This is a genomic window from Microbacterium sp. NPDC076895 (assembly GCF_040687115.1).
Taxonomy (GTDB): Bacteria; Actinomycetota; Actinomycetes; order Actinomycetales; family Microbacteriaceae; genus Microbacterium.
This window is the reverse complement of the sequence record NZ_JBFBMQ010000003.1, coordinates 245,243-255,702: the sequence shown is the minus strand read 5'-3', so window position 1 is coordinate 255,702 and position 10,460 is coordinate 245,243. Positions and strand designations below refer to the sequence as shown.

General features: G+C 68.0%; 9 protein-coding genes. 4 read left to right on the top strand and 5 right to left on the bottom strand.

Annotation, left to right across the window (positions count from 1 at the left end; translation table 11 throughout):
• Nucleotides 1-124: 124 nt before the first annotated feature.
• Both AB0O89_RS04390 and AB0O89_RS04385 read right to left on the bottom strand, forming a co-directional pair.
• Nucleotides 125-799 carry a response regulator transcription factor gene (locus AB0O89_RS04390; protein WP_363494549.1) on the bottom strand — a complete coding sequence of 225 codons (675 nt, stop codon included), beginning with the start codon at nucleotides 797-799 and terminating at the stop codon, nucleotides 125-127.
• Nucleotides 800-808: 9 nt separating this feature from the next.
• Entirely contained in the window at nucleotides 809-2,101 is a 1,293-nt protein-coding gene (locus tag AB0O89_RS04385) for a TRAM domain-containing protein (RefSeq protein ID WP_363494547.1), read from the bottom strand.
• A gap of 34 nt (nucleotides 2,102-2,135) precedes the next feature.
• Here AB0O89_RS04385 and AB0O89_RS04380 point away from each other — a divergent pair, with 34 nt between their 5' ends.
• A complete protein-coding gene (locus AB0O89_RS04380) occupies nucleotides 2,136-2,804 on the top strand; it encodes a Maf family protein (RefSeq protein WP_363494545.1) in 669 nt (222 codons plus the stop codon).
• A 78-nt stretch (nucleotides 2,805-2,882) separates the two neighbouring features.
• A complete protein-coding gene (locus tag AB0O89_RS04375; protein WP_363494543.1) occupies nucleotides 2,883-4,649 on the top strand; it encodes a biotin carboxylase N-terminal domain-containing protein in 1,767 nt (588 codons plus the stop codon).
• 20 nt (nucleotides 4,650-4,669) lie between these two features.
• Here the strand turns inward: AB0O89_RS04375 and AB0O89_RS04370 are convergent, their stop codons facing one another.
• Nucleotides 4,670-6,118, bottom strand: coding sequence for an NAD(P)H-quinone dehydrogenase (locus AB0O89_RS04370; protein WP_363494541.1), 1,449 nt, complete (start codon nucleotides 6,116-6,118; stop codon nucleotides 4,670-4,672).
• A 62-nt stretch (nucleotides 6,119-6,180) separates the two neighbouring features.
• Here AB0O89_RS04370 and AB0O89_RS04365 point away from each other — a divergent pair, with 62 nt between their 5' ends.
• Both AB0O89_RS04365 and AB0O89_RS04360 read left to right on the top strand, forming a co-directional pair.
• Nucleotides 6,181-7,014 carry a purine-nucleoside phosphorylase gene (locus tag AB0O89_RS04365; protein WP_363494539.1) on the top strand — a complete coding sequence of 278 codons (834 nt, stop codon included), beginning with the start codon at nucleotides 6,181-6,183 and terminating at the stop codon, nucleotides 7,012-7,014.
• A 5-nt stretch (nucleotides 7,015-7,019) separates the two neighbouring features.
• Complete coding sequence (locus tag AB0O89_RS04360; protein ID WP_363494537.1) at nucleotides 7,020-8,678, top strand: phospho-sugar mutase; 1,659 nt, start codon at nucleotides 7,020-7,022, stop codon at nucleotides 8,676-8,678.
• A 96-nt stretch (nucleotides 8,679-8,774) separates the two neighbouring features.
• Here the strand turns inward: AB0O89_RS04360 and AB0O89_RS04355 are convergent, their stop codons facing one another.
• Both AB0O89_RS04355 and AB0O89_RS04350 read right to left on the bottom strand, forming a co-directional pair.
• Nucleotides 8,775-9,923: a mannitol-1-phosphate 5-dehydrogenase gene (locus tag AB0O89_RS04355; RefSeq protein ID WP_363494535.1), complete on the bottom strand. Its 1,149-nt coding sequence runs from the start codon at nucleotides 9,921-9,923 to the stop codon at nucleotides 8,775-8,777.
• Nucleotides 9,924-9,936: 13 nt separating this feature from the next.
• Nucleotides 9,937-10,374 (bottom strand): PTS sugar transporter subunit IIA, encoded by a 438-nt coding sequence (locus tag AB0O89_RS04350; RefSeq protein ID WP_363494533.1) that lies wholly within the window; start codon nucleotides 10,372-10,374, stop codon nucleotides 9,937-9,939.
• Nucleotides 10,375-10,460 lie beyond the last annotated feature (86 nt).

The following is a 10,460-nucleotide window of genomic DNA, read 5'->3' as shown; positions in this document are numbered from 1 at the left end:
GATCAACGACCACTGGGCATCCGACAGCAACTGGAATCGCGACACCATCCCAGACTCTCAGCCCGACCCCGAACTATTTATCAGACACGCCCTAGCGCTCGCTCGCGGGGGTGAGTGTCGGCGCTCATCGCTTGTCCGATGCTCCGGCAGCGAACCCGTCAGCCGAGACGAGGCCGTCTTCCAGTGCGCGGCGGATGAGGTCGAACTTCGTCGATGCCGACCTCCCGACCTCGACGTACTTGACCCGCACGCGGCTGATGTTTTCTTTCGCCGTCGAGTACGCGATCCCCAGGCGCTCCGCAACAGCTTTCAGAGGCAAACCGGCGGCATACAGACGCAGCACATCTCGTTCCCGCGCCGACAGCTGCGCGTCGGCGAACTCACGGTCACCCTCGATAGCGCTTGCCCATTCGACGTTGTTCAGCGGATCCCCGTTGGCCACAGCGTGGATCGCCGAAATCACGTCGTCGATCGGAGACGCCTTGCTCACGACGCCGATGGCGCCGGCCACGAGGGCTTCTCGCACCGCCGAGGGCCGATCGGCCACCGAGTGCACCAGGATGCTGGACCCGTCGGCGACGAGTCGCCCGACGTTCTCTCGTACTGTCGTCCCGTCGCCCAGGGTGAGATCGAGCACAACCACATCGACCGGTGGCGCGCTCGTGGCGCGCCGCCAGCGGACGTACTCGGTGACAGTACTTCCCGAGAAAACCACCTCGGGACCCCCGTCTGTCACACACGCCGCCTCTACCCCCAAGCGGACGGACTCATGGTCATCGATCAGAGCCACCCGCGTCATGGGGTCACTCTACCGAGCAGCGTCGCGTCGGAGCAGTGCGACAGCCTCCATGTGATGCGAATGTGGAAACAGATCGATGCCACGCACCCGGTCGGCGTGGTATCCGTGGTCAGCGAAGCGGGCGAGATCGCGGGCGAGGGCTACCGGGTCGCACGCGACATAGACGATGGATGCCGGCCCCAGAGCTGCCAGATCGTCGACCACGGCAGCACCCGCGCCCGTGCGGGGCGGGTCGAGCACGACGGTTCCGCGCGCGAGCCGTTCCCGGTCGCGGTCGCTGATCGTCTGGCGAAGGGCACGCGTCCACCGGTCTACCCGCGCCGTCTCCGCTCGCGCTCCGACCCACTCGGCGAGGTTCTCGCCGGCGTGCTCGGTGGCCCGTTCGTTCCCCTCGACCGACGTGATGCGCGCCGCGGGGCCGGCCAGGTCGCCCAGAAGCGCCCCGAAGAGGCCGACGCCGCCGTAGAGATCGAGGTGCCACCCGTCAGGGTCGACACCGCCAGCAAGTTCTTCCGCGACGACGGTTGTGAGGGTGGATGCCGCCAGGCGGTGAACCTGCCAAAACCCGCCGACATCGACGCGGAAGCGCCGGGCACCGACGTGTTCGACCACGACCTCGCTGTGTCGTCGGGCTGAGCTCCCACGTCGATCGGTGGCGTCGGGGCGCGCAAGCACGCGAACGTGGCCGTCAGCGGGCTGGACCAGGTCGACGCGCCCGGGCGCCGGACGCCCGAGCGCCGCGGCTGCCCGCTCGATCGCGGCCGTCGCGAGGGGCATGCTCTCGGTCGGAATGACGCGATGGCTCCGCGCGGCGTACGCACCCATACGACCGTCATCGTCCACGTGCAACGAGACCCGGGTTCGCCACCGCGTACCATCGGGCTGCTCGGCAACGACGTGGTTGCCGACGGATGCTGCGCGCGGGCCCTCGAACTGGACGGGCACTTCCAGGTGGCCGGTGCGCTGCAGGGCTGTCGCGAGGATGCGCCGCTTGAGTTCGCGCTGGTGGCTGAGCTCGATGTGGCCGAACTCGGCGCCCCCGGGCCGATCTGCGGGATCGCGATCGACATCGGCTTCAGGCCAGATGTGGCGCTGGCGATGGGGCGATGGGTCGGTCACCTCGACGGTGTCCGCGCGCCAGAATGACGCCTTCGAGGCGTCGGTGAGCCGGGCGCGCACCCGTTCACCGGGGATCGCATCTGCCGTGAACACCACGCGACCATCGAGTCTGCCGACGAATACGCCGCCGTGTGCGGCATCCGTGATCTCGAGGTCGACGATCTGCCCCACTTCGCCGGTCATGCATCGAGGATCTCACGCCCGCTACCGTGGAACGATGCGCGTCCTGCTGGCATCCACCTCCCCCGCCCGGCGCGCACTGCTGCGCCAGGCCGGTATCGAACCGCTCACCATGGCTCCGGAGGTCGACGAAGACGCGGTCATCCACGCCATCGAGACAGCCGAAGGGCGAACGCTGCCGCCCGATGAGCATGTGTTGCTGCTCGCGCGGCGCAAGGCCCTGGATGTCGTCGCGCGGCTCGCGCTCGACGACGCGGAGTTCGACGGACTTGTCATCGGCGGCGACTCGATGTTCGAGCTCGACGGCCGAGTCCTGGGCAAACCGCACGAGCCGTCAGTGGCGACTGAGCGGTGGCACGAGATGCGGGGGCGCACCGGCATCCTGCACTCCGGGCACAGTGTGTATCGCGTCATCCCGGGCCAGACTCCGATCGAAGCGCACGCTGTGGCTCGCGCGTCGGTGACGTTCGTCGACGACATCACGGATGCCGAGATCGAGGCCTACGTCGCCACCGGCGAACCGCTCGCCGTTGCCGGTGCGTTCACGGTCGACAGCCTCGGTGGCCCGTTCATTTCCCGCGTCGAGGGAGACCCCTCAACAGTGGTCGGCATGTCGCTGTCGACCCTGCGAAAACTGGCTCGAGAGCTCGGCGTCGCGTGGACGGAGCTGTGGAATCGCCCAGAGGATTCAGCGCAGCATCCGTAGACCTCGCTGCACGTTCATCGGGGTTTCTTGTCGGATCAATCCAATTTCGCACCCTGGGGCCTCGGTAGGCTGACATCCATGCCTCACATCGCCAAGGTCCTCGTAGCGAACCGCGGCGAGATCGCCGTCCGCATCATCCGCGCAGCACGGGACGCCGGTAAGGGCTCGGTGGCGGTGTACGCCGATCAGGATCGCGACGCTCTCCACGTCCGCCTCGCAGACGAGGCCTACGCCCTGGAGGGCGCGACGAGCGCCGACACGTACCTTTCGATCGACAAGATCCTCTCGATCGCCCGGCGTTCGGGTGCCGACGCGGTTCACCCCGGCTACGGCTTCCTGGCCGAGAACGCCGAGTTCGCGCGTGCCGTAATCGGCGCCGGCCTCACCTGGATCGGCCCGTCCCCGGAAGCGATCGAGGCACTCGGCGACAAGGTCACCGCACGCCACGTCGCCGAGAAGGTCGGCGCGCCGCTCGCCCCCGGCACTCCGGGTCCCGTCTCCGGCGCCGACGAGGTGCTCGCGTTCGTTGATACGCACGGGCTGCCGATCGCGATCAAGGCCGCCTACGGTGGCGGCGGCCGCGGCCTGAAGGTCGCCCGATCCCGCGATGAGGTTGCCGAGCTCTTCGAGTCAGCAACGCGGGAGGCGATTGCCGCCTTCGGACGCGGCGAGTGCTTCGTGGAGAAGTACCTCGACCGACCCCGTCACGTCGAAACCCAGTGCCTCGCGGATGCCGAGGGCACCGTCGTCGTCATCTCCACCCGTGACTGCTCGCTGCAGCGACGCCATCAGAAGCTTGTCGAAGAGGCACCGGCACCGTTCCTGAGCGACGAGCAGCACCGCATCCTCGTTGAGTCGTCCAAGGCGATCCTGCGCGAGGTCGGCTACCTCGGCGCCGGCACGTGTGAGTTCCTCATCGGGGCCGACGGCACGATCTCGTTCCTGGAGGTGAACACGCGGCTCCAGGTCGAGCACCCCGTCTCGGAGGAGGTCACGGGGATCGACCTCGTCCGCGAGCAGTTCCGCCTCGCCGAGGGTGAAGCGCTCGGCTACGACGACCCCGAAGCTGTCGGCCACTCCATCGAGTTCCGCATCAACGGCGAGGACCCCGGCCGGAACTTCCTGCCCCAGCCCGGCGACATCCACGTCTTCAAGACCTTCGGTGGTCCCGGCATCCGCCTCGACTCGGGTGTGACAGCGGGCGACTCCGTCAGCGGTGCGTTCGACTCGCTGCTGGCCAAGATCATTGTGACCGGCCGTGATCGCGCCGAGGCTTTGGATCGCGCTCGGCGGGCACTCGACGAATTCGAGGTGGCCGGGATGCCGACAGTGCTGCCCTTCCACCGCAAGGTCGTGCGCGACCCCGCCTTCACTGCCGAGGACGGTCAGTTCGGGGTTTACACGAGCTGGATCGAGACCGCGTTCGACAACGACATCCCGGCATGGGATGGCGAGATCGGCGCACCGCGCGCGGAGGAGTCCCGACACACCGTGGTCGTCGAGGTCGCCGGAAAGCGCCTCGAGGTGAGCCTGCCCGACCGTGTCGTGACAGCACCTGCCGGCCGCGGACGCCCCGCTGTTGTGCCGCCGTCGCGGCGCTCGCACGCAGGCAGCGCCGTGTCAGGTGCCTCGGGCGATGCGGTGATGGCGCCGATGCAGGCGACGGTCGTGAAGATCGCCGTCGAGGACGGTCAGCAGGTCGTCAAGGGTGACCTGGTGCTCGTTCTCGAGGCGATGAAGATGGAACAGCCGATTCAGGCGCATAAGGATGGCGTGATCGGCGCGATCAATGCAACGCCCGGTACGACGGTATCGGCGGGGCATCCGCTGCTCACCATCTCCTGAGCGCGGCCACGCGTCCGGGCCTATTCTTCGGGCTCGTCGCGGTCGACGATGTGCATTGCGCGCGCGGCATCCGTGATGGTGCCAGCAAGTGACGGGTAGACGGCGAACACTCGCGAGACCTGGTCGACGGTGAGGCGACGCTCGACGGCGATCGCGATCGGGTAGATGAGCTCGGACGCACGGGGCCCGACGATGACGCCGCCCACGACCGTGCCGCTGCCCTCGCGGGCGATGAGCTTGACGAAGCCGTCCGAGATCCCCATCATCTTCGCCCGGGGGTTCGACGACAGGGGCAGCTTGTGGACGACACCGCCAATAAGGCCTGCGGCGATGTCTTCCTCACCCCACCCGACGGTTGCGATCTCGGGCGCCGTGAAGATGTTGGCGGTGATACGGCGCTTCTCCAGCGGGATGACGACGTCCCCGAACGCGTGGAAGACGGCGGTACGCCCCTGCATCGCCGCAACGGATGCCAGCGGGAAGAAGTTCGTGCAGTCGCCGGCGGCGTAGATGTTCGGGACGGAGGTTCGTGCCACGCGGTTGACGCGGATGTGACCGCTCTGGGCCAGTTGCACACCAGCCTGTTCGAGACCGATGCCGGCGGTATTCGGGATTGAGCCGACCGCCATCAGGCAGTGGCTCCCCTCGACGCGGGTACCGTCCGAGAGCGTCACGACCACACCGTCACCTTCGCGCACCACGGACTTTGCCCGGGACTTGGGAAGAAGCGTCATCCCACCGCGCAGGAAGACGCTCTCGATGACGGCAGCGGCATCCCTGTCTTCGCCCGGCAGAACCTGGTCACGGCTCGAGATGAGCGTGACCTTCGAGCCGAGGTTCATGTACGCCGAGGCGAACTCTGCACCGGTCACACCCGAGCCGACGACGATGAGGTGCTCGGGCAGCGTCTTCATGTCGTAGAGCTGCGTCCAGGTCAGGATGCGTTCCCCGTCGGGCTTGGCGCTGGGAAGCTCCCGCGGCGAGGCCCCCACCGAGATCACGAGGGTGTCAGCTTCGATGCGGTCGAAGTCGGTGCCGCCGGGGCCTGTCGAGACGACCACGGCGTTGTCATCCTCGACGCGCCCGTGCCCCTCGAGGATCGTGACCCCCGCCTGCAGCAAAGACGCACGCATGTCTTCGGACTGCTGGCGCGCCAGGGCGAGCAGCCGCTTGTTCACCTGCGCGAGGTTGATCGCGATCTCGGGCTTGAGGGGCCGGCCGTCTCCACCCTTGGCGAACAGTTGAACCCCGAGCTCCCCCGCGCCCGCGATAGCGACCGCGGCGTCAGCCGTCGCGATGAGCGTCTTGGACGGGACGACGTCGGTCATAACCGCCGAGCCACCCACACCGGCGCGTTCGACGAGCGTGACATCCGCGCCCAACTGCGCTGCCGCGAGCGCCGCCTCGTATCCGCCGGGTCCCCCGCCGATGATTGCGACGGATTGGGTGCGCTCGAAGCTCAAAGACATGCGTCCATTGTTTCAGCACGGCCCCGTTGTTCACGCCAGCGCAGGGTTCCTAGAGTGGGAACATGTCAGACACGCTGAGCAACCCGCTCGATGATCCTCACGCCGACCCGTTCGAGGTCGCGCGAACCGCTGCATCCGATATCGCTCGTCTCACTGGCGTCGAGCATCATGACATCGCACTGACCTTGGGCAGCGGCTGGGGCAAGGCAGCCGACCTCATCGGCGAAACCGTCGCGACGATTGCGGCGACGGATGTCACGGGCTTCAGCAAGCCGGCACTGGAAGGGCACGTGGGGTCGCTGCGCAGCATCCGCACCCCCAAGGGCAAGCACGTGCTCGTCATCGGCGCGCGCACCCACTACTACGAGGGTCACGGGCCGCGCCGCGTCGTGCACAGCGTGCGCACCGCAGCGGCGACCGGCGCGAAGACAATGGTGCTCACCAACGGTGCTGGCGGCATCAAGCCGTCGTGGAAGCCGGGTCAGCCCGTGCTCATCAGCGACCACATCAACCTCACTGGCGCGTCCCCCCTCGAGGGCGCGACCTTTATCGACCTCACCGACCTCTACTCGCTGCGGCTGCGAGACGTTGCCCGGATGGTGGATCCGACCCTCGACGAGGGCGTGTACTGCCAGTTCCGCGGCCCCCAGTACGAGACCCCGGCCGAGGTCCGAATGGCAAAGACGATCGGCGGACACATCGTCGGGATGTCGACCGCCCTCGAGGCCATCGCCGCGCGTCAAGCCGGCATGGAAATCCTCGGGTTCTCACTCATCACGAACATGGCTGCCGGCATCCAGACGACCCCGCTCAGCCACCAGGAAGTGATCGAGGCAGGCAAGGAAGCCGAGCCGGTGATTTCGGCACTGCTGGCGCGCGTTATCGGCGAGCTGTGATGGGGGTGATCGACACCGCCCGGGCCTGGCTCGAGCAAGATCCCGATCCGGTCACGCGGGAAGAACTCGCCGACCTGCTCGATGCCGCGGATGCCGGTGACGCCGCAGCGCTGGGCGACCTCGACGATCGCTTTGGCACCCGCCTCGCGTTTGGAACCGCGGGGCTGCGGGGTGCACTCGGCGCCGGACCGAACCGGATGAACCGCGTCCTGGTGACACAGGCCGCGGCGGGTCTTGCTGGGTATCTGCGCGAGCGAGCCGGGACGGATGCCACCCCGCGCGTGGTGATCGGCTACGACGGCCGTCGGAACTCCGATGTCTTCGCTCGCGACTCCGCCGAGATCTTCGCGGGGGCAGGGTTCGAGGCCGTGCTGATGCCCCGGCTGCTCCCGACTCCTGTGCTCGCGTTCGCCGTTCGTCACCTGGATGCCGCGGCCGGCGTCATGGTGACGGCATCCCACAATCCGCCCGATAACAACGGCTACAAGGTGTACCTCGGCGGCGCTGACGCAGGGTCGCAGATCGTTTCGCCCGCGGACGCCGAGATCGCGGCACACATCGATGCGGTGGCCGCCCGCGACATCCGTGATCTGCCACGCAGCGCGGGGTACGAGATCGCGCCGGAATCCGTGGTCGACGCCTACGTCAAGGCGACGGCGGCGGTCGCTCCCGCGGGTCCCGGAGCCGATGGGATGCAGTGGGTTTACACCGCTATGCACGGCGTCGGGTGGGAGACGCTCGCGCGCATCCTCGATGCTGCCGGATACCGGGCACCGACGCCGGTGGCCGCCCAGATTGCGCCCGACGGGCGGTTCCCGACCGTGTCATTCCCGAACCCCGAGGAGCCCGGGGCGATGGACCTCGCCTTCGAGACGGCTCGGGAGGTCGGGGCGGAGTTCATCCTCGCCAACGACCCCGATGCCGACCGCCTGGCTGTCGCGATCCCCGACCCGGCAGCGACGGAGGGCTGGCGCCGGCTGACCGGAAACCAGATCGGGCTGCTGCTCGGGTGGCGGGCTGCGCGGGCGGCGGATGCGGCATCCGGCGCAACCCTCGCCTGTTCGCTGGTGTCCTCGCCAGGTCTGGCGTCCGTCGCCGAGCATTATGGACTCGGCTTTGCCGCCACCCTCACCGGCTTCAAGTGGATCTCCCGGGCTCCGGGAATGATCTACGGGTTCGAGGAGGCTCTCGGGTACCTCGTCAATCCCGAGACCGTGCGCGACAAGGACGGGATCTCGGCTGCCGTCGCGATGCTCGGGATGATCGCCGAAGCGCGGGCATCCGGTCACACGGTAGCTGACCTGTTGGCCGAGTTCGACGAGACATTCGGGGCCTTCGCCAGTGATCAGATCTCGCTGCGCGTGAGCGACCTGTCGCTCATCGGCAGGACGATGTCGGCGCTGCGGGCAGCTCCCCCGGCATCCGTTGGCGGAGTCGCGGTGGCGCGGATCGACGACCTGCTGAACGGGGTCGATGACCTTCCGCCCGGTGACGTGCTGCGCGTATGGCTCGAGGACGGGTCGCGGATCATCATCCGTCCGAGCGGCACCGAGCCCAAGCTCAAGGTGTATCTGGATGTGCGGGCCGAGACGGCGGATGAGGCATCCGAGCGACTCGCAGCCCTCGCCGACGGCGCCCGGGATCTGCTCGCCGCGGCGAGCTGACGCGACCGCCGCTAACTCCTCAGTCCAGGGCCCGGATGCCGGATCCCGCGCCGCAAACGGTCGATCTGCGCCCGAGTTTGAGGAGTTAGCTGCGGGTCACAGCTGGCGCTGGCGTGCGTGAACGACCTCGAGGACGTCGACGAACAGCGGATGCTCCGGCCCGAGCCCGGTGATCCGGGTGACGGCAGCCGCGGCATCCGTGTCTCGAAGCAGTTGCTGCAGTTCCTGGGACTGCGGGTCGTCGGGGTCGTCGAACTCGAGCGCGGCACCGACCGCGGCCAGCAGGCCCGACACAGACATCCCGCGCTCCGCGGCCTCGGCTGCGGGACCGACAAACCGCTCGTGCCGTGACAGCTTGCGCAGGGGCTGACGCCCGACCCGGCCGACGGTATCGGGCAGCGCCGGGTTCTGGAATCGCCGCAGGATCGTCGCGCGATAGTCGGCGAGCTCCTCGACGGGCAGTTCGTGCTTGGCCGTCAGAAGCGCCGAGGTCTCTTCGAGCGCCGCGATCACCTGACCCGCGATCGCCGGATCGGCAAGAGTCTGCGCGATCGTCACATGCCCGGCGCGCGCACCGAGGTAGGCCGCTGCAGCGTGCCCGGTGTTGACGGTGAAGAGCTTGCGCTCGATGTAGGGCGCGAGGTCGTCGACGAAGTGGGCTCCCGGGATCTGCGGCGGATTGTCGCCGAAGGGCGGGCGTTCGATGGCCCACTCGAAGAAGGGCTCGACCGTGACATCCACCCCCGCGCCCTCGGGTTGCGCTGGCACGATGCGGTCGACGGCTGTGTTCGCGAAGACGGCGCGGTTCTGGAGGTCAGTCCAGCTCTCCCCCGCGGCGGCGGCAACCTCATCACGCAGCAGGTCGGTCGCGTTGATGGCGTTCTCGCAGGCCATCACCTGCAGAGACGCCCGCGATGCCTCCCGGGCGGCGAGACCCGCGGCGATGTGCGGTGCAACGAAGCGTAGGACTGTCGGACCCACTGCTGTCGTGACGACATCGGCGGTAGCGATCTCGGCCACGAGAGCCTCGGGGTCGGTCGCAGAGTTGATCGCGCGAAACCCCGTCACCGTCTTGTCGACGCCACCCTCGCCGACCTCGTGGACCGTATACGAGGATGCTGCGTTGATCGCATCGACGAGGGGTGCTGCGACATCCGAGAAGACGAGCTCGTAGCCGCCCTCGTGGAGCAGCAGCCCCACGAAGCCGCGGCCGATGTTGCCCGCGCCGAAGTGGACGGCCTTCATGACTGTCCCTTCCTCAGACGCCGGCGGCGGAGACGATGGCGAACAGGTCGTCGCTTGTCGCGGCGGCCTTCAGCCGCGCCACGTCGTCCTCGTCAGAGAACAGGATCGCGATCTGCGACAGGATCTCGAGGTGCTCGTCACCAACGCCGGCGATGCCGACGACGAATGTCACCGTTTCGCCGTCCCAGTCGATCCCGCCGTCGTATCGGACCACCGAGAGCGCCGACGCGAGGATGGCATCTTTAGCGTCGTTCGTGCCGTGCGGGATCGCGAGTTCGTTGCCCATGTAGGTCGAGACCGTCTGCTCGCGCGCGAGCATCGCGTCGAAGTACGCCGAGGTCACCGCTCCGGCTGCAACCAGCAGGTCTGCAGCCTCTCGGATCGCCTCGTCCCGCGTCGCGGAACCCGCGTGGATCCGCACACGGTCGCTGGTGAGAACCTCACTGGTCATGATGAATCCCTTCCTCCCCGGAAAATCGCCGTCTCGTCGCATCCGGGTGACGAGACGATGGATGAGGGTGCGGGGCGGTGTGCGCC

Excerpts from the sequence above, each read along its gene's own strand:
- AB0O89_RS04380 (WP_363494545.1), top strand. The coding sequence starts at position 2,136 with ATGCGCGTCCTGCTGGCATCCACCTCCCCCGCCCGGCGCGCACTGCTG.
- AB0O89_RS04355 (WP_363494535.1), bottom strand. The coding sequence starts at position 9,923 with ATGAAGGCCGTCCACTTCGGCGCGGGCAACATCGGCCGCGGCTTCGTG.
- AB0O89_RS04350 (WP_363494533.1), bottom strand. The coding sequence starts at position 10,374 with ATGACCAGTGAGGTTCTCACCAGCGACCGTGTGCGGATCCACGCGGGT.
- AB0O89_RS04385 (WP_363494547.1), bottom strand. The coding sequence starts at position 2,101 with ATGACCGGCGAAGTGGGGCAGATCGTCGACCTCGAGATCACGGATGCC.
- AB0O89_RS04390 (WP_363494549.1), bottom strand. The coding sequence starts at position 799 with ATGACGCGGGTGGCTCTGATCGATGACCATGAGTCCGTCCGCTTGGGG.
- AB0O89_RS04365 (WP_363494539.1), top strand. The coding sequence starts at position 6,181 with ATGTCAGACACGCTGAGCAACCCGCTCGATGATCCTCACGCCGACCCG.
- AB0O89_RS04375 (WP_363494543.1), top strand. The coding sequence starts at position 2,883 with ATGCCTCACATCGCCAAGGTCCTCGTAGCGAACCGCGGCGAGATCGCC.
- AB0O89_RS04370 (WP_363494541.1), bottom strand. The coding sequence starts at position 6,118 with ATGTCTTTGAGCTTCGAGCGCACCCAATCCGTCGCAATCATCGGCGGG.